General features: G+C 50.8%; 23 protein-coding genes and 1 tRNA gene. 8 read left to right on the top strand and 16 right to left on the bottom strand.

All coding sequences use genetic code 11. The features are described from left to right. Positions 1 to 19 precede the first annotated feature (19 nt). From KNP72_RS10510 to KNP72_RS10500, 3 genes are all read right to left on the bottom strand, one after another. Positions 20 to 238, bottom strand: a complete 219-nt coding sequence (locus KNP72_RS10510) for a PspC domain-containing protein (RefSeq protein ID WP_021065279.1) — start codon at positions 236 to 238, stop codon at positions 20 to 22. A 27-nt stretch (positions 239 to 265) separates the two neighbouring features. Next, positions 266 to 970, bottom strand: coding sequence for an SDR family oxidoreductase (locus tag KNP72_RS10505; protein WP_214719842.1), 705 nt, complete (start codon positions 968 to 970; stop codon positions 266 to 268). 79 nt (positions 971 to 1,049) lie between these two features. Next, a complete protein-coding gene (locus tag KNP72_RS10500; RefSeq protein WP_214833216.1) occupies positions 1,050 to 2,291 on the bottom strand; it encodes an LCP family protein in 1,242 nt (413 codons plus the stop codon). 202 nt (positions 2,292 to 2,493) lie between these two features. Between KNP72_RS10500 and KNP72_RS10495 the strand changes: the two genes are divergently transcribed. After that, on the top strand, positions 2,494 to 3,408 hold the full coding sequence (locus KNP72_RS10495) for a hypothetical protein (protein WP_214833214.1): 915 nt from the start codon (positions 2,494 to 2,496) through the stop codon (positions 3,406 to 3,408). A 191-nt stretch (positions 3,409 to 3,599) separates the two neighbouring features. Here the strand turns inward: KNP72_RS10495 and KNP72_RS10490 are convergent, their stop codons facing one another. Beyond that, the gene (locus KNP72_RS10490) at positions 3,600 to 3,809 is read right to left on the bottom strand and encodes a hypothetical protein (protein WP_242686691.1); all 210 of its coding nucleotides are present in this window, start codon (positions 3,807 to 3,809) and stop codon (positions 3,600 to 3,602) included. Between the two features lie 347 nt (positions 3,810 to 4,156). Here KNP72_RS10490 and KNP72_RS10485 point away from each other — a divergent pair, with 347 nt between their 5' ends. Beyond that, positions 4,157 to 5,026: a hypothetical protein gene (locus KNP72_RS10485; protein WP_214833212.1), complete on the top strand. Its 870-nt coding sequence runs from the start codon at positions 4,157 to 4,159 to the stop codon at positions 5,024 to 5,026. 56 nt (positions 5,027 to 5,082) lie between these two features. Here the strand turns inward: KNP72_RS10485 and KNP72_RS10480 are convergent, their stop codons facing one another. Next, the gene (locus KNP72_RS10480) at positions 5,083 to 5,454 is read right to left on the bottom strand and encodes a hypothetical protein (protein ID WP_029596068.1); all 372 of its coding nucleotides are present in this window, start codon (positions 5,452 to 5,454) and stop codon (positions 5,083 to 5,085) included. Between the two features lie 103 nt (positions 5,455 to 5,557). Between KNP72_RS10480 and KNP72_RS10475 the strand changes: the two genes are divergently transcribed. Continuing rightward, positions 5,558 to 5,971 (top strand): VOC family protein, encoded by a 414-nt coding sequence (locus KNP72_RS10475; protein ID WP_029596069.1) that lies wholly within the window; start codon positions 5,558 to 5,560, stop codon positions 5,969 to 5,971. A gap of 9 nt (positions 5,972 to 5,980) precedes the next feature. On the opposite strand, the gene KNP72_RS10470 is transcribed toward KNP72_RS10475, so the two are convergent. Continuing rightward, on the bottom strand, positions 5,981 to 7,030 hold the full coding sequence (locus KNP72_RS10470) for an NAD(P)/FAD-dependent oxidoreductase (protein ID WP_214833210.1): 1,050 nt from the start codon (positions 7,028 to 7,030) through the stop codon (positions 5,981 to 5,983). Between the two features lie 189 nt (positions 7,031 to 7,219). Between KNP72_RS10470 and KNP72_RS10465 the strand changes: the two genes are divergently transcribed. Both KNP72_RS10465 and KNP72_RS10460 read left to right on the top strand, forming a co-directional pair. Further along, the gene (locus KNP72_RS10465) at positions 7,220 to 8,068 is read left to right on the top strand and encodes an ABC transporter ATP-binding protein (RefSeq protein WP_051627751.1); all 849 of its coding nucleotides are present in this window, start codon (positions 7,220 to 7,222) and stop codon (positions 8,066 to 8,068) included. A 108-nt stretch (positions 8,069 to 8,176) separates the two neighbouring features. Then, positions 8,177 to 8,731 (top strand): methyltransferase family protein, encoded by a 555-nt coding sequence (locus KNP72_RS10460; protein WP_021065269.1) that lies wholly within the window; start codon positions 8,177 to 8,179, stop codon positions 8,729 to 8,731. A gap of 47 nt (positions 8,732 to 8,778) precedes the next feature. Here the strand turns inward: KNP72_RS10460 and KNP72_RS10455 are convergent, their stop codons facing one another. Both KNP72_RS10455 and KNP72_RS10450 read right to left on the bottom strand, forming a co-directional pair. Then, positions 8,779 to 9,588 (bottom strand): DUF368 domain-containing protein, encoded by an 810-nt coding sequence (locus tag KNP72_RS10455; RefSeq protein WP_214719837.1) that lies wholly within the window; start codon positions 9,586 to 9,588, stop codon positions 8,779 to 8,781. A gap of 85 nt (positions 9,589 to 9,673) precedes the next feature. Continuing rightward, positions 9,674 to 10,240 (bottom strand): GNAT family N-acetyltransferase, encoded by a 567-nt coding sequence (locus KNP72_RS10450; protein ID WP_251128967.1) that lies wholly within the window; start codon positions 10,238 to 10,240, stop codon positions 9,674 to 9,676. 100 nt (positions 10,241 to 10,340) lie between these two features. On the opposite strand from KNP72_RS10450, the gene KNP72_RS10445 reads away from it, so the two are divergent. Next, on the top strand, positions 10,341 to 11,090 hold the full coding sequence (locus KNP72_RS10445) for a sugar nucleotide-binding protein (RefSeq protein ID WP_214833208.1): 750 nt from the start codon (positions 10,341 to 10,343) through the stop codon (positions 11,088 to 11,090). 20 nt (positions 11,091 to 11,110) lie between these two features. Here the strand turns inward: KNP72_RS10445 and cypC are convergent, their stop codons facing one another. After that, positions 11,111 to 12,358 (bottom strand): CYP152 family fatty-acid peroxygenase CypC, encoded by a 1,248-nt coding sequence (cypC, locus tag KNP72_RS10440; protein ID WP_353048449.1) that lies wholly within the window; start codon positions 12,356 to 12,358, stop codon positions 11,111 to 11,113. A 79-nt stretch (positions 12,359 to 12,437) separates the two neighbouring features. Here cypC and KNP72_RS10435 point away from each other — a divergent pair, with 79 nt between their 5' ends. Then, entirely contained in the window at positions 12,438 to 12,797 is a 360-nt protein-coding gene (locus tag KNP72_RS10435) for a potassium channel family protein (protein WP_214833206.1), read from the top strand. 18 nt (positions 12,798 to 12,815) lie between these two features. Here the strand turns inward: KNP72_RS10435 and KNP72_RS10430 are convergent, their stop codons facing one another. Both KNP72_RS10430 and yidD read right to left on the bottom strand, forming a co-directional pair. Continuing rightward, the gene (locus KNP72_RS10430) at positions 12,816 to 14,174 is read right to left on the bottom strand and encodes an alanine/glycine:cation symporter family protein (RefSeq protein ID WP_214719834.1); all 1,359 of its coding nucleotides are present in this window, start codon (positions 14,172 to 14,174) and stop codon (positions 12,816 to 12,818) included. Positions 14,175 to 14,303: 129 nt separating this feature from the next. Beyond that, positions 14,304 to 14,579, bottom strand: a complete 276-nt coding sequence (yidD, locus tag KNP72_RS10425; RefSeq protein WP_251128977.1) for a membrane protein insertion efficiency factor YidD — start codon at positions 14,577 to 14,579, stop codon at positions 14,304 to 14,306. A 198-nt stretch (positions 14,580 to 14,777) separates the two neighbouring features. On the opposite strand from yidD, the gene KNP72_RS10420 reads away from it, so the two are divergent. Continuing rightward, positions 14,778 to 15,560 (top strand): pyrroline-5-carboxylate reductase family protein, encoded by a 783-nt coding sequence (locus KNP72_RS10420; RefSeq protein WP_214833204.1) that lies wholly within the window; start codon positions 14,778 to 14,780, stop codon positions 15,558 to 15,560. Positions 15,561 to 15,597: 37 nt separating this feature from the next. On the opposite strand, the gene KNP72_RS10415 is transcribed toward KNP72_RS10420, so the two are convergent. From KNP72_RS10415 to KNP72_RS10395, 5 genes are all read right to left on the bottom strand, one after another. Continuing rightward, the gene (locus KNP72_RS10415) at positions 15,598 to 16,302 is read right to left on the bottom strand and encodes a DUF554 domain-containing protein (protein ID WP_214833202.1); all 705 of its coding nucleotides are present in this window, start codon (positions 16,300 to 16,302) and stop codon (positions 15,598 to 15,600) included. Positions 16,303 to 16,460: 158 nt separating this feature from the next. Continuing rightward, positions 16,461 to 16,533: transfer RNA gene (locus KNP72_RS10410), tRNA-Val, on the bottom strand. Positions 16,534 to 16,620: 87 nt separating this feature from the next. Next, on the bottom strand, positions 16,621 to 17,178 hold the full coding sequence (locus KNP72_RS10405; RefSeq protein WP_029596076.1) for a GNAT family N-acetyltransferase: 558 nt from the start codon (positions 17,176 to 17,178) through the stop codon (positions 16,621 to 16,623). Between the two features lie 67 nt (positions 17,179 to 17,245). Then, positions 17,246 to 17,560, bottom strand: a complete 315-nt coding sequence (locus KNP72_RS10400) for a DMT family transporter (RefSeq protein WP_021065258.1) — start codon at positions 17,558 to 17,560, stop codon at positions 17,246 to 17,248. Further along, positions 17,557 to 17,886: a DMT family transporter gene (locus KNP72_RS10395; protein ID WP_029596077.1), complete on the bottom strand. Its 330-nt coding sequence runs from the start codon at positions 17,884 to 17,886 to the stop codon at positions 17,557 to 17,559. Before KNP72_RS10395 ends, KNP72_RS10400 begins: the two co-directional genes overlap by 4 nt. Between the last annotated feature and the right edge of the window lie 9 nt (positions 17,887 to 17,895).

The raw sequence follows: 17,895 nt of genomic DNA, 5'->3' as shown, positions 1-17,895 counted from the left end.
CTATGGTCAGCACGTTTTGTTAAAAGCGACTGTCTTGCTCCGCCTCATACTCTGAAGGCGGTTTTTTCATGACGATGGCGAGGACGATATAAATCAGAAGACCTGGACCTCCAAATAGGGCGAGAACGACGAAGATGATTCGCATCAATGTCACATCGACACCTAAGTAGTTCCCGAGTCCCGAACAAACACCAGCAATCATTTGATTCGACGGATCTTTATACAGTTTTCGTTCCATCAAGACACCTTCTCCTCCAGTTTTTCGTTAACGCTGTGGTCGACGGAGCGTCGTTCTGCCACCTGTCGCCACTTCTCCACGACTGTCAAAATCGAGTGCTTCATTGATTGGGGTACTGCCGGATTTCACTTCGATCCGACGGCCATACAACCCACGATTATCGAGCGAAGCGGTGATGATCGTCGCGACATCCGTTTCGGAAATGGTCGCACCATCCGCATCACTCAAGTCCTCTGATGCTTCGATTGAACCTTTACCCGGTTCATCGACAATGGTCACTGGGCAAATAATCGTATAGTTCAAACCGCTCTGTTCGATATACTCCTCAGCGGCATTGTTAGCTGACAGAAAGTTGAAGAGTTCTTTCGGTGCAGCGTTCGGTTGATCGGCGCCATAGGCACTGAGTAAGATGACATGACGTACTCGTTCCTTCTTGGCGGCATCGATGGCATTCATCGCAACGTTTCGGTCAAGTAGTTCAATTTCAGCGATCGAACCATCCGCGCCGGCAGTTGCCGCGATAATAACGGCATCTTGTCCGTTTGTCGCCTCATGTACTTTTTTCTCGAGTTCTGTCTCGACATCAACCGTCAATACGCGTGCACCCATTTTCTCGTACTCTGCTTGTAGTTCAGGATAACGAATTAAAGCGGTCACTTGATGGGTTTTCGCCAGGTTTTTCAATACACGTTTCCCGATCTCTCCTGTTGCTCCAATGACTAAAACTTTCATTCAAATTTCCCTCCTCAAAAGAGTAGTTCATTTGATTAAATTTCCTCTTTCGGAACGGAATCAAACCCTTTTCGCGAAATTATCTCACCGTTCCCCACATCGTCAAGTCGAGGGCGTCACGAATGGCTTGAACACTCGCTTCGGTCGGTTGATAGTAATAGACGTTATCGATGTTGGCGTCTTCTCCTTCGATTTGAAGTTTATCCACCTGCGGCTGTAATACCATCGTCATTCCGATCGATGCCATCTGCAACGGATTCATTTCGAGTCCCATCTCGTCTTTCATGAAACGATACGTCGCCGGGATTTTTGTCCAGCCTGTTGGACTGGCCAATTTATCGGCGACGGCTGACATGACCTCGGTCTGTCGATTCGATCGCGCCCCATCCGTATCTGTTTTCCGATGACGAGCATAGGCGAGCGCCATATCTCCGTCCATGGCGTACGAGACACCTTCCGTGTATTCATACGTCTGATTGAAGCCTTTCTCACTGAACGAGTGGGTCGCCGTCACGTTGACGCCGCCAACCAAATCAATCAGTTCCATGAACGTTTCGAACGTGATGACGACTTGACCGTCGACAGACGCTTCGGTCAATCCCTCTACCGCTCCAACGGTACAGTCAGCACCGCCATAGGCGAAGGCATGGGTGATTTTATCGCCTTCTCGCTCTGGTTCACAAGGAATCGCCGTATACGTGTCACGTGGAATCGAGACGTTTTGGACAGTGCGGGAACGCGGCACGAATTCCATCAGCTGTAACGAGTCGGTCCGTGATCCTGATAACGATTCTCCGACCCGGGCATCACTGCCCATGACGAGGAACGTGACCGGACGTGTCGCCATATAGCCGGCCCCAATCATCAAGAGCAACAGAACGAGAAGCAATTTCCCTTTCCATTTGCGACGGCGTGGTTTTTCCTTCGGAGCGGCCGTCTCCCGTTTGACGTGCGTCCGTTCCGGCTCTCGTGTTTTCTGTCTAGGCTCACGTCGTTCATCTCGGCGCGGCTTCGACTTACGCTTCTTACCGAAGGGAAGACTTAGTTTCGGTTTTTTGACGTTGAGCGATTTTTTCTTTCGTTCCGACGAGGGTTCGTCCGAACGATTTAAAAACGGATGCTCGCCTTGTCCTGGATCTGTCGGCCGATTCGAATCATTGTTTAACTTGTCTGCTTCATGCCCTTGGTGCTGATGCGTCTCGTGTCGAGCCTCTTCATCTAGTCGAGCTTGTTCGTCTAGCCGGGCTTGTTCGGTTAATCGTTCGCGTTCAAGCTCCCGTTTCCGTCGTTCGACACGTGATAAGTGTTGATCGTCATTCATGTGCTGTACCTCTAGTATGGTTAGATTTTTCTACATTATCATCGACAAACGCTATTCTGACAACGGTTAGCGCAAAAATCCGTCTTAAGCATGAGACGGAATGGTTGTTTTGAATCGAAACCGGGAAAGGAATAATAATTGGTGTCTGCCCATCTGTGGATGGATAGATTGTTCGACGTCCTCTCGAAAGGAGGGAGAGCTAATGCGTATCGGGAAGTTACGGATGTTGCTGGAACAATACGGTGAAGCCACGCTTCGCGATGTAATTGTCGAGATGTATCGCAACATCCCAAAAACCGTGATTGAAGAGAAAGATATCGACTTTATGGTCAGCCAGTTCACGCGCTATAAAGAACAAAAGTCGTCAGACGAACGTCATTCGCTCTCACAGACCATCATCCTCGCTGAGCGCTTTGTCGAATTGGCATATGACCATTTATATTTAGTGCCCAATCAAGTGATGAGTGAACGGGATCAAAAAAACTGGTACATTCACGCTAAAAAGATTATTCGCGACCTCGTCCATTACGCTGACGATGAGCCCGAGGCTCGGACGATGTATGAAGAAATGTTTTTGTTGCTGTCGTCTTCAGCGGGAGAAGAACCTCTATTCACGACAAGTGACCCGTTTCGACTATTAAAATTGTCTCAAACCACGATGTTATCCCAACTGATTCAATATTATCAACTCGACGCCCCCGCCCCTGCCGTTTGGATTGATCGGTCTTTGTATACCGCGCTCCACGTCCCAAAAGATGTCGATTCCACCCGGGTCGATTTGCTCTCGACCCTCCTCGAGCAATCGTATAGTATAGCTGAATGGAACTTGCTCCACGAACGCCTCACCGCGTTGTGCGACCGTACGTTAGCGAAAGCCCAGACAGACGATAATGCGCTCGCCGATTATCAAGCTTTAAAAATGCTCGAGCTAGAATTGCTCGTCGAACGTGGCTTGTTATCTGAGGCCGAACAAAAATTGTTCGCCGAATATATCCCGTTCTTCTCGCATCGTTCTGAACCGTTCAAAGTGTATGTCAATATGCTTGAAAGTCATGGACATACGAATGAAACGAAACGATTGCGTCGTCTCGCCAAAGAAAAGCGCATCCAGTTGTAACCTCATGCTGCATACGAAAAAAAGGGAGTCAATCGACATCGTCGGTTGACTCCAATACATGATATGAACGAGGGGTGTTCATCTGAAAAGGAGGGGAAGTTGGTGCAGAACTTCCTTCCTACACGTTTAGTATAAATCAGATTTGAAACCGCTTCCGTTTTAGATATTGCATTTTTGTGAACGTTTTCACGTTATTCGATGGCATTAATGATTCCAAGACCGATGACGGACAGTAGCACGATCAGCACAAAAATAAAGACCATCTCATTCGGGGAGCGAAACCCCTCATATAGTTCTACCGCCTCGTCGACGATGACATTCTCGTGGACCACAATCGGTTCTTCTGTATCCGCTTGAGCCACGAGCGGCGTCCCCGCCAACAGCACTACTATCAACCACAAGCCTGTCAAATATCGCATAGTCGTCTCCTCGGTTCGTTTCTTTACATCAATTATAGCATGTCGATTTCAAAGTCATGACACGGTTTTCTTCGTTCCCCCCCCAGTTAAATAATTCTCACACCCATTTCCGTTTAAAAGATCTAGTTTTGTTTTTTTCGATTCAGTTTGATACAAACCTATTTCTGAAGCCATTCTCCTGTTCTTTTCAAACGGGACTCTCAGGAAAACGCCTTAAATTCATCCCTATTTTAACCAAATAATGTTCATCATTTTAATACGAGCATTTTAAAGTGGTAACGCTTACAATTTAAGGGTGTTCCAATAACTGTAGAAAGTAGGTTGCTTTCATGAAGCACACCTTTATCGTCAAAGAAAGCCGACAACTCAAGCCCCACGAACGGTCCATGCTCCACTCTCTCTATCCAGCAGGTCAACTTCCACATCTTTTCTGTCTGCCTGCTGACTGCTACCACTATACCGGGTGGTTTCGTAACAAGCCAGTCGCCGCTGTCACAGTTGACTGCAAGGATTTCAAAACCTCGCATTTGATTCGCTTGAGCGACACCACTTGCAAAAATCGCATGATGTTAAGTGGTTTAATCGATCAGGTCTTGTTCCAACTTCGATTAGAGGTTCGTCACAACACAACGGTTTCGGTAACTCTCCCAACTGACGCACCAGACAATTTGTTGAATGGTTTCAAGGACATTGAATTTCTTCCCCACCTCGAGGCGACGTCGTTTGAGTTCCCTTTCGTTCCGTACACAAAAACAACTTTTGACCAATGGCAATTTTGTATAGAGTATCCCGAGACGCATGGAGATTGGTTACGAAAACGAAATCAATATTTCTGGCTCTTGCCTGGAGCCGTCCCCCTTACGGCTCGGACACTTGATATGCTCCATCGAAGGCAAACAATCTTTTATTCGTTAAAATGGAAAGGCACTGTGGTCGGTACGATGTACGGCGAGATTAAGCAAGGTCGATTGTACCTCCACGAGTTGCATATCGTTGGCCAAAAAGAATTTACTCAAGAAGGCATCTCATTTTTTCAGCAATCATACTATGATAAATTTAAAAAGACAGAATTGATGAGTGTCACTGCCACTTCGATGCAGACACACGTCCTGCACGCTTTATACGAGCAAGGTGCCCGTCCAACGCCATCATCCACTTATACATTATTGAAGTATTTGACTCCAGCGCGAACGGATTAATAAAAAAAACACGAAACGTCCGCGGTCCGTCAATCAGACTCGTTCGTTTCGTGTTTTTATTCGGCAGCGTTTGTCGAATCCATCGCGAGCGGTGGCATCTTTTCAAAGAGATTGGTCCGAAGACCCGTATCACGTCGGTCCAACGATTCAATCCGGTCGAACTGAATTTCACGATCCGTCACACTGAACCAGTACGTGATGTGGGGCTCGTCTGTAAACCGCAGGGCGTAGTTCGAACCGTTCAAGTGAAAGTCCACTTCTGTGGATAGAAGTTCAGATGGACCAATTTTTTTATGGGTCGTCAAGCGTTCCAGAACGACTTGCTCTTCATTGATCCGATAGTCGACAAACGTCGCAAGTGAGAGTCCAAACACAAATGACACCAGCGCGAACGCGCTGACCAATCCAAGAGTGATCTTTCCGTTCATTTCGCCGTCCCTCCCTCTTTTAGTATATCGGATTCCGACAAAACGTTGTGAAGTGACAATTTGTTCAAGTTTCGTCAAACTAGAGCGAGAGGAGGGAACAACCATGCACATTGACCATACCGGAATCGCCGTCCGTGACTTAGACGAGGCGATCGCATTTTACACGACCGTTCTACAAGGAAAGTTGGTCGACCGTTATACGAACACAGCCATCGGCGTCGAGACGGAGATTGCCGTCATCCACGTGGGTGACGACGTAATTGAACTATTATTGCCGACGAGTCCGACCAGCCCAATCGCTCGCTTCATGAAAGCGCGTGGTAAAGGTGTTCACCATATCGCCTATCGCGTCGAGGATTTGGACGAGTCAATCGAGTCACTTAAACGTGACGGTGTAACTTTTTTAGAGGACACGTTGCGGACGACGGCCAAAGGCCGGCGCCTCATCTATATGGACCCCCGTCATTCCGGAGGCGTCATCGTCGAACTATGTGATTATCCAACAATAAAGCAGTGAGGGCTCCCCTCACTGCTTTTGTAATGCCTGTTCGATGATATCCCGGTTCTTCGTTTTCAATCGTTCGTTATGGGATGATACCATTGCGGTTTTCGTCGCATCCGGATCGATGAACGTTTTCGCTCGGTTGACAGCGTTGGCCGCATCTTGGAAAGCACCCGCAATCAGATGGACTTTCCCTTCATGCGTCAAAATGTCGCCCGCTGCGTATAGACCTGGCACCGACGACTCACTGCTCGCATTGCCTTTCACGTAAAAATCGTTCACCATCTCGACTTGAAGCTCACATTCCCCGAGAAGCGCTGTATCCTGCTCATACCCATGATTGATGACGACCTCGTCCACTTCCACAACCTCGCGGGCGCCTGTTCCGCAATCGACGAGAGCGACGGCATGAATCGTCGTCCCGTCCCGGGAAATCAAATCCTCGATTTGCGTATGCAATCGACAGTCGACACGCCCACAGAGGAGCTTATCGACTTGCGACTCATGTCCTTTAAGCGCCTCTTTTCGATACGTCAAAATGACACGCTCGGCAATCGGTTCAAGCTCGTTGGCCCAATCGATCGCACTGTTGCCGCCACCCGAAATCAACACCGTCTTCCCTTTGAACGCCATGAGCGATTTGACCGTATATTGTAAGTTGGAGACCTCGAAGCGCTCCGCTCCGCTAATATCAATTTTCTGCGGTTGCAGGATACCACTTCCTGTCGCGACAATGACCGTTTTCGATCGATGTTGCCCGTGCGTCGTATCCAATACGAAATGGCCATCGTGATCTTTCGTCATCGATTCGACCTTTTCTCCGAGCACGACGGTCGGGTCGAACGTCAAGCCTTGTTCTACCAGTTGTTCGATGAGTCGAGCCCCGGTCGTCGGCGTGACACCCCCGACATCCCAAATCATCTTCTCTGGATAGACATGGATTTTCCCGCCGAGATGCGGTTGAAACTCAATCAATTTCGTTTTCATCCCCCGCAATCCGCTGTAAAACGTCGCATATAGCCCGGCCGGTCCGCCTCCAATAATCGTTACATCATATAGGTCCTGTTCGCTCATCGTCCTCACCCTTCCTCAAAACTCCTGCGCCATTGATTCTCATTCTCATTCACTATACCGCGAATTAGACCGCTCGACAATCTATTTTGACATCAAACAAACATTGACACGATGTGTCGCACTTGCTATAGTAAACTCGATATTGAGAATCATTATCACGGGCGTCATTTACGGAAAGGGGAATCCAACATGTCACGGATACATACGACGGATATCGAGGTCGGATATGGGGACAAGACGATTGTAAAACAATTGAGCTTATCGATTCCCGACCATAAAATCACGACGATTATCGGACCGAACGGTTGTGGAAAATCGACGCTCTTAAAAGCGATGACACGGATTCTTTCTCCATCTGCTGGCGCTGTGCATTTAGACGGGGCCGATATCGCGAAATGTAATACGAAAGAGATTGCCCGTAAAATGGCCATCTTGCCGCAAACGCCGGAAGGTGCCGGCGGCTTGACCGTCGGCGAACTCGTCTCCTACGGTCGATTCCCTTATCAGTCCGGATTTGGACGCCTCTCGAAACATGACCATGAAGTCATCGATTGGGCACTCGATGTGACCGGGACGCTCGCTTATAAAGACCGCAGCGTCGACGCCCTGTCTGGGGGACAACGTCAACGCGTGTGGATTGCGATGGCACTCGCCCAAGAGACCGATTTAATCTTCTTGGATGAACCGACGACTTACCTTGATTTGGCCCATCAGCTCGAAGTGCTCGAACTGCTCGAAACGCTCAATCGAGAGCAAGGGCGGACCATCGTCATGGTGCTCCACGATTTGAACCAGGCCGCTCGCTTTGCCGATCATATCGTTGCGATGAAAGACGGCGAGGTGCTCGCGACCGGTTCGGCTGAGGAAGTCATTTGTCCGCTCGTGCTCAGACAAGTGTTCCATATCGATGCCATCATCGGGCGTGACCCCCGGACCGAAAAACCGATGTGTCTCACTTACCATTTGATTAAGGATGAGCTAAAAGAAGCGCCCCCTGCCCAGCAGGCCGCCGCAACCTTGCTTGCTAATGCCCGTTAGGCTTTCTTAGACGTCCCGCACATCGCGAGACGTTTTTTCGATTCCTGCACGTTAGTGAGGAGGAAGACACGGGTAATACATCGAAGGTATTGAAAAAGGAGGCACGTTATGGATTGGCTCGATGGATTATTTGTTCTCACCTCGGTCGCTTGGCTATATGAAATTTGGCGATACCGAAACCGGTCCGAACCGACCGATGGTGCCAGTGAGCACGCTAGTTTTTATATCGTCTCATTGATGATGGTTACCGTATTCGCTATCTCGATCGGACTTTCTGTTTGGACCGATACACGTCAGGCCACACTGCAACGCCTGCTCGGCCTTAGCGGGTTCATCGCCGGTGTCTCACTTCGCTATTGGGGCATCCGACAATTGCGCCATCAGTTCACCCGCCACGTCGTCGTCCGGCCCGCGGATGAGCTCGTCAGTTCGGGACCGTATCGTTATTTACGCCATCCCCTCTACACGGGGCTCTTATTTATCACGTTCGGATTTTCACTCTTTTTCGCGCCTTGGACGATTGCTCTCGTCGGTACATGTTTGATGAGTCTCGCTCTCTTATGGCGCATCCATATCGAGGAGAAAATGTTGACATCTCACTTCGGTGTGACGTATCAGACGTGGGCCAAGTCACGTAAACGCTTGATCCCGTTCATTTATTAAGCAAAAAACATGCACGCTCGTCTTCATTGACGGGCGTGCATGTTTGGTTAAACGGAGAAACGTCCAAGTAGACGGACGATGATAAATCCAGCGAAGAACGAGAGGACACTGAGTATCCACATGATTGTCGTGTCCGGCAGACCTGGGAATACGACCGCAAGCGAGCCGATGACCAACCCGATGATGACCGAAAACGTCATGCCCGGAAAATGACCGAGCAAATAGCGAATCACTTTACTGCTGACGATAAACCCGACGGCCACTCCAAGACCGACGATGCCGATAATGAGCAGGTTCAAGTTCGACAACGCGCTGATGACGGTCGGATACACCCCGATCAAAAGCAATACGAATGAGCCACTGATTCCCGGCAACAACATCGCCATACTGCCGAGCCATCCTGAGAAGAACAAGAGAATCGTCGTCCCTGTCGAGAGTTCCGTGATGATGACCGTATCTGCTGGTTTGATGATTGCCATGCTGGCCACAAGAATCGCCCCGATGACCATCGCGACGATATGTACCGGTCGCATGACGGCTCTCGTTCGAAATTCAAAGAAGAGCATCGGGATAATCCCGAGAATCAATCCGATGAAAAAGAACTGGGTCGGTTCATAATATTCGAGCAAGAGGAACTCAATCACGCGGCTGAGTCCTAAAATCGCCCCTGCCATCCCAATCCCGAGCGGAATCAAGAACAACAAGTGCTGTTTCCAATGCCGACTGAAGATACCGCTGATGGCTTCAATCAAACGATCATAAATTCCTAAAATAACTGCAATCGTCCCGCCGCTGACGCCAGGAATCAAATCACTCGTTCCCATCGCGATGCCGCGCAACATATTCTTCCACTCCATACACAATCTCCTTTTTCTCTCTCAATGTGATCAAGCCTATAGTATAGCCGAGTCCCGATCGGTTTGCATCGGTTTCGTGACGTGTTCAGGCGTTCTCGCTTACCGTAAACGTCATATAATCGAACCGTCCCCCGGATATCTCAATCTCTTTCTCTTTCATAAAGCCGAGACGTTCATACAATCGACCTGCTGCCGGGTTCGTCTGATCGACGTTGAGCGTGACGCGAGGAATGTTCATGGCACGCGCATGAGCAATCGCCTGTTGAATCAAGCCCGTCCCAATCCCGCGTCCGCCGAACGTCGCGTCGACGGCGACCGAGTCGATATACAGGACGTCGCCTTCCGTTTCGACATCCAACTCGCCAGACTGACCGTTTGTCCGGAGCCAAGCTTTAATCGGTTCATCGAGCATTGCCGCCTGCTCGCCATGATACGCAATCAGGATGCCTGCAATCGTCGCATCGGATTCGGCCACCCATATGTTCTCGTAGCTCAAGCGGTTGCCAGGCTGACCAATCCACATCGCGAGTCGAACGAGCACATGCTCTTGATCGGATGTGCCGGTCAATGAATAGGCGATTTCATGAATCGCCGTATAGACGAGCGGTGCAATCTGCAACTGATCGTCCGGTGTCGCTTTTCGAATATTCATCATTATCGCCTCCACTCAACAGTCTAGCATAAAGCTGTCCACAAAGGGTTTGTCAGTTCGTGAAGTGTGGGATGATAGAAACAAAAGGGAGGAATCCATGATGAAAGCAATTTTAACAGGTATGAACGGGACCGTCGCCCCCGTCGTCTCCGAGACGTTAACGCGGCATGGCATCGAGCCCGTGGCCTGGGACCGAACGAAAGTATCGACCACAGATGAGGCCGAGATGCGACGTTTTATCGAATCGGTGCGTCCGAACTACTTTCTTCATATCGGGATGGGTGCCGTCGAATGGGCCGACACGCTAGCTCGGCTATGCGGAGAATATAAGATTCCATTTCTCTTCACGAGCACCGTCTCGGTGTTCTCTGACAACGTGACAGGGCCAATCACACCGGACATGCCTCCTGACGCGACCGATGAATACGGGGCCTATAAGCGGGCCTGCGAAGAGACGATTGCCCGGACCAATCCTGGTGCCCAAATCGTACGGCTCGGTTGGCAAATCGGGCATCGTGCCGGTTCGAATAACATGATGGATTATTTCGAGAACGAGATGAAACGACATGGCGTCATCGTCGCGAGCGCTCACTGGTACCCGTCTTGCTCGTTTTTGGAAGACACGGCCGATGCCTTGTTCGAGATTTTGACGAAGCGAGGGCCCGGGTTGTACCAATTGAACGGCAATTCGAGTCACTCTCTGTATGACATCGCGATGGCGCTCAAAGAGTCACATGATACATCGTGGCAAATCGAACAGACTGATGAACCGAAACGTGATAATCGAATGGTCGATACGAATATCACGATTCAACCGATTACAAAATGGCTAGCGTTACACACGAAATGAGTCGCCCGCGGGCGACTCATTTATTTGTTCTTTCGAATCTGATTCAGCACGAAACGGCTCTTCGGTAAACTCGGCAAATCGACAAAGCTATAACTGAGGTCTTGCGGCGGCACCTCGTAACGGTAACGTGTTAGGAACACGTCAATCGTCTCACGCATGATTGCAATCGTCACATGCTCTCCCGCACAGCGGTGTCCGAAATCGACATCACCGCCGCCTTGCGGAATGAACGTGAACGGACTTTCCGTCCAGTCTTTGAACCGATCGGGGTTGAATGTATCCGGTTCCGTCCACAAGGAAGGGTCATGATTCGTCCCATATAAATCGAGCAAGACGAGCGTCCCTTCTTCGAACGTAAATCCGTTCCACTCGAAATCTTGCTTGACCCTCGCAGCAGTCACGGGGAAAAATGGATAAAAGCGTCTCACTTCTTGAACGAACCATGTCGGTTCGGTCTCACCACGCGCCAATCGGTCCCGCGCTTCCGGAAATTGGTGGAGCGCCAATACAGTGAACAACACATAAATCGAGACAGCCACGGTCGGGCGCAATATATTGATTACTTCGACAGCAACGACGTCGGCCGGAAGCAGATGACCCGCTTCATCCCGATGCCAAGAAAATTCGTATAACGCCGTTTGTTCGTTTGGGAGAAGCCGGTTCGTCCGCACTTCTTCGACCATGCCACGCACCCACGCCTCGGCCGAGGAGCGGGCCGCTCGCCCCCGAACATGTTTTGGTCCGAGGGCAGTCCCAGATTCAAATAACAATTTCATCTCGTCCGTCCGACGCGCTACTTCGCTTTCATGGAGCGGGACCCCGGCCCATTCACAGACGGCCCGCATGAGAACTTCTTGCGCCATATCATAGAGCACCGTCTCGTCAACTGCCGCGTCGAGCGCCCGTTCCCACTCCCGGCTGACCAGTTTCGTTAACCGTTCGATATTTTGGGGGAACATGAGTTTCATGAACATTCGTTTGCGATGTGTATGGGCCGCCCCGTCTAACGTCTGCACCCCGTCCTCACCGAACAATGTTTTCAGTAGCCGTTTCGGTGCCGCATCCTTGCGTACAAACTTCTCTGCGTCATAGAACAAGGCTGCCGCCTCGCCGCCTCCGAGACAGATGACGCGTTCGCCGAGCAAGCGTGTTTCAAACAGAGTGGATTGAAAGCTCTTCCGACGGTTCGGGACGTATAAATATCCTTCCCGTAGGAACGCCAGGCTATGATCGAGCCCTTCTTCTTTTGGAATCAGTCGTGTCATCATGATCATCCTCTCCAGTTTTGCTATAAAGGATGTTCCCCTGTTGCTAGCGAACAAACCTATAGGGAAAGGAGGAAATGAAATGCTATCTTTCATCTTGACGTTCCGGCGCATGTTCCGCGGGATTTGGCGTGGCTTGAAGGATGCGGAGTTTCAAGTCTTGTTCAGTCTCGCCTTCCTGACCATCCTCTCCGGGACACTGTTCTACTCACGCTTCGAAGACATGCGTTGGCTCGATGCCCTGTATTTCAGTGTCGTCACACTCACGACAATCGGCTATGGGGATTTTGTCCCGACGACCGATATCGGCAAAGTGTTCACGATCGGCTATGTCATCACGGGTGTCGGCATCATGGTCGGTTTCATCACGAAAGTGTTCGACCATCTTCAACAAGCACGGCTCGAAGAGGTTCGCAAACGAAATACGCCACCGTTCCCGTGAGGATGGTGGCGTATTGGTTTAAGAGGCTTTTCGATTTCGATTTTCGAGTTCGAGCTGTTGATTGAATCGCTTCGTCTCAGCAATGACGACACCCGACAAGAACAGTAAGCCAATCAAGTTCGGGATGGCCATCAAGCCGTTGAACACGTCCGAGAGCGCCCAAACCAAGTTGAGGTTCGTCGTCATCGCACCGAGACCGGCAACGAGAACGAACGCAATCCGATAAGGAAGAATCGATTTTTGACCGAACAAGTAATGAATCGACCGTTCCCCGTAGTATGACCACCCGAGCACCGTCGAATAGGCGAACATGACGAGTCCAATCGTCACGATATAACCGCCGGCCGGTCCAAGGAATTGCTCGAACGTCGCCGTCGTCAATTCGACCCCCTCGAGGCCCGAACCGATTTGACCGCCCATGACGAGCGTGATTCCCGTGACCGAACAGACGATGAGCGTATCGAGAAACACTTGCGTCATCGAGACGAGCGCCTGACGTCCCGGCATATCCGTTTTAGCAGCCGCTGCGGCAATCGGCGCCGAACCGAGACCTGCCTCGTTCGAGAAGACGCCGCGCGCCACACCGTAACGAATGGCGGCCCCGATGGCTCCGCCACCAATTGCTTCGGCACTGAACGTGCTGCTGAAGATGAGGGCGATGGCATCCGGAATGAGCGTATAGTTCATCACCATAATCAACAATCCGCTGCCGAGATAAAAGACGATCATGACTGGTACGAAGTAACTGACGACGCGACCGATTGATTTGACACCGCCCAAGATGACCGCGCCTGTGAAAATCATAATCAAGATACCAGAGACATACAACGGCACGTCAAAGGTCGTCTTGAGCGCCATCGCGACCGAGTTCGTCTGCACCCCGTTCCCGATCCCAAACGCGGCGAGCGAGGCGAATGCCGCGAATGCGACGGCGAGCCAACGTTGCTTTAAACCCCGTTCCAAGTAATACATCGGCCCCCCGGCCATTTGTCCGCGTTCATCGGTCACCCGATATTTAACGGCGAGCACGGCTTCGGCGTATTTCGTCGCCATACCGAAAAATCCGGATACCCACATCCAGACGATCGCCCCCGGTCCACCGAGCACGACCGCGGTCGCAACCCCGACGATATTCCCCGTACCGACGGTTGCTGCGAGCGCCGTCATGAGCGCTTGGAAGTGACTGATATCCCCTTTCGATGTTTTGTCTTGATTTTTAGAAAACGCGAGCTTCAATGCGTACGGCAACTTCGTGACTTGAAGTCCCCCGAGCCGTACCGTCAAGTAGATGCCTGTCCCCACAAGCAAAATCAATAACGGTGGTCCCCACACAAAGTTCGAAATCGTACCGATGAGTTCACTGAACGATTGACTCATTTTGAATTCCCCTTCCCCTTATGTAATCGTACATCTCTATTTTTTCAGAATACTTAGAAGATTGTCAAAAGTATTGTAATAAAACAAAGATGAGATTTAGCTTCTGTATCTAAAACAGCGAGACGCCGCTTAGACGTCTCGTTGAGATAGGGGCTTTTCACGTTGCAATGGCGCATGCCAATCGAATTCATCCGGCACGTAGTCGAGCCCACCCGAATGGAACGGTTGACAGCGCAATAGACGGCGCGCCGTCAAATATCCGCCTTTGAGGGCTCCATGTTTTTCAATCGCCTCGATTCCATAATGGGAACACGTGGGATAAAAGCGGCAAGTCGGTGGTTTCAACGGCGAGATGAACCGCTGATACCCTTGGATTCCCCGCACTAATACTCGTTTCACTTCCATCGCCTCCAGTTTGATTACTGCCATAATAGCTCGCTCGGGCCAGCTTGTCATCTATGACGAATGCGACAATCAAATGACAATCCGTTCATTTGTTTTTCCTTTGTTTTACAATTTGAGCACGATGGGCGCTATTTACCGGATCATTTGTTATGATAAACAACATATATATGACCGAATCTATATGAAGAGGTGACGAGAATGAATATTTTAATGGTAGGTGCAGGATCGATGAGTGAGTCACTCGTGCGCGGATGGCTTGCCTCAGGTGTGTCGCCTGAACAAATCACCATGACGAACCGGAGTGACCGGACCCGTTTGACAGCGCTCCAAGCTGAGCTCGGTGTGCAAATCGTCGACGAAGAGGATGTCAACGCGTATGACATCGTCGTCCTCGCGATGCAGCCGGACGGGGTCATGCCTTATGTGCAATCTAAAACGTGGAGCACACCGCTCCTCGTCTCCGTAGCAGCTCATATCGAACCGAGCGAGATTGAAGAGGCGTCAGGTCTCCCTGCCGTCTGCGCGATGCCGAATACCCCAGTCGCTTATCGGAGCGGGATGACCGGACTCTGGTTCGGCCCAGAGACCGATGATACGGTCCGTGAGACCACGACGGCGCTGTTTGAACGCGTCGGACGGACGGCCGTGACGGATGCGAAGACGATGTCCGCCTTCATGGCTGCCGCCGGATGCAGCCCCGCTTTCTTTTATGAAATCGTCGGTTCGATGACGCCCGTCTTGACCGATGCCGGTTTCGATGAAGCGACGGCGCGCCAAATCGTCGCCCAGGCGATGAAAGGATCGGCTGAACTGTTGCTTCACGAGACACGGCCGACGAACGACTTGATTGCGGACGTGGCCGCGCCAGACGGTCCGACCGACCGCGGTGTCGGTGTGCTCCGCTCGCGCGATTTAGCAGACGTCATGGCGTCGGCCCTTCGCGAAAGTGCGAGAGAAGAAGTCGAACAACCGAAGAATTGAAAAAATCCGAGAAACGCATCGCGTCTCTCGGATTTTTTTATTGGACGATATGTAAGATAGAGACGATGACCGCGACCATCAAGATTCCCGGCAATAAGTTCGCGACACGGATCCGCGTGATGCCGACCAAGTTCAACCCGATTGCGACAATCATGACACCACCGGTCGCCGTCATCTCTAAAATAAAGTCATCCATGAGCGACTCCGGGATGAACTTCATGATTTGAATGGCGAGCAAGGCGATTGCTCCTTGATATAAGAGCACAGGCACTGCCGAGAACATGACCCCGATGCCGAGCGTCGAGCTGAGGACGAGTGCCGTGAAACCGTCAATCAATCCTTTCGTATAGAGGACGTCATGATCCCCGCGCAACCCGCTGTCGAGCGCGCCGATTACAGCCATCGCCCCGATGACGAAGATGAGCGTCGCCGTGATGAACCCTTCGGCGATACTCGACTTGCTCTTGCCGCCGAGACGGCGTTCCAATTGATAGCCGACCTCGTTCAATTTTTCATCAAGCTTCCACCATTCGCCGAGGGCGGCCCCGATGACGAGACTGCCGATGACGATTAAAAAGTTCTCGCTCTTCATCCCCATTTGCACGCCAAGTAAGACGACGGCGAGACCGATGGCTGCGGTGACCGTCTCTTTCATTCGTTCGGGGATGCGGTGAAACAAGAGTCCAAGTAATGTACCAATCACGATCAACGCCGCGTTGACGATTGTTCTAGTTAAGACCATCGTATAATTCCCCGTTTCTGTATGTATTGAGAGGAATATACCAACTGTTTATGTAGGCTGTCAATTGAAAGAAAAACAAAAAAAAGCCACTTCTCGCAAGAAGTGGCGTCGCGGAAACCCACGTTCCTATGGGTTTCGCATCGGGTTTGGCACCCAAGTGATTCTGACTGGGCTCGAACCAGCGACCTCTACCCTGTCAAGGTAGCGCTCTCCCAGCTGAGCTACAGAATCAGGTCGTGTCCTCTCTTAAGGACACTATTAATATATCAAGAAACTAATGCCTTGGCAACTGTTTTTTAAAACTTTATTCACTTTTTTTTAACGCGTCATTTCTTCCCGTTTCATATGGCGGCACAACCGTTCTAAATCACCGGCATATACCGAGACGAGCATGCCTTGATATTCGGTATCCCGATCCCAATGCAGTCCGTTCGCTTTCGCGACCCGTTGCGATGGGACGTTATCCGGATGAATCAAGGAAATGATCTCTTTCTCACCTTCTTCGAACGCATGACGCATGAGACGAGCCGCTGCCTCGCGTCCGTAGCCCATATGCCAATGCTTCGGCGCCAGCCAATATCCGACTTCAAGTTCAATCGTGCCGTCGAGTTCATGGAGCAACGTGCCGGCATGACCGATTGGCTCGTCATTTTCATGCGACATCAATTTGAGCAACCCGGTTTGACGACCCGTCTGATAGCGGGCCAACTGGCGCTCGAACCATTCGATCGTCTGTTCATCCGTATATGGCTTCCCATCCGGGCTAATGAAACGCATCACGCGCGGATCTTGGAGTAGCGATTTCACGAAATAAAAATCAGCAATCGTGTAAGGTTCGAGTCGTAGACGCTCGGATTGCAGTTTGATATGACTCATCGTCCTCGCCCCTTTCGTTCACAGTCTGAACTATTCAATTCCCGTTTTTATTTCGATTCAATCCTAATTAGGCGACAACTTTCAATCCGATGACGCTCCCGATAATGAGCAAAAGAAAAAAGATGCGCCACCGGTCTCGAGATTCGTTCAAATACAGCATACCGAGCACGACGCCGCCGGCCGCCCCAATCCCGACCCAAATCGAATACGCAAGCCCGAGCGGGAGCGTCTCGAGAGAGCGCGACAACAAATAAAAACTTAAGGCAAACGTTCCGACGGACAAGATCGACCATTTAACAATCTGATAGCCTTTCGATTTTCCCATCCAAAAGACCGCCATCATCTCGGCAAGACCCGCGCCAATCAAAAATACCCAACTCATGCCGATTCCCCTCCTGTCACTTGTTTCAGTCCAATCACACCGATGAGGAGCGTCGCGATAAAGACGAGCTTCATGCCGGTCAGTGCCTCGTCGAACAAGACCGCACCGACGATGACCGTTCCAACGGCCCCGATGCCGGTGAACACTGCGTAACCGGTCCCAGCCGGTAACGTCCGGAACGACATCGCCAACAGCCCAAAGCTCACAACTAATAAGAGAACGGTCACCACGCTCGGACCGAGCACCGTGAAGCCGTTCGACAGTTTCATCGTCGTGGCCCAGACGATTTCAAGCAGGCCGGCTAGAATGAGCCAAACCCAGGCCATTTGATCTTG

The organism is Exiguobacterium sp. s152, assembly GCF_018618335.1.
Classification (GTDB): Bacteria; Bacillota; Bacilli; order Exiguobacteriales; family Exiguobacteriaceae; genus Exiguobacterium; species Exiguobacterium chiriqhucha.
This window is presented reverse-complemented; position numbering and strand designations above follow the sequence as displayed.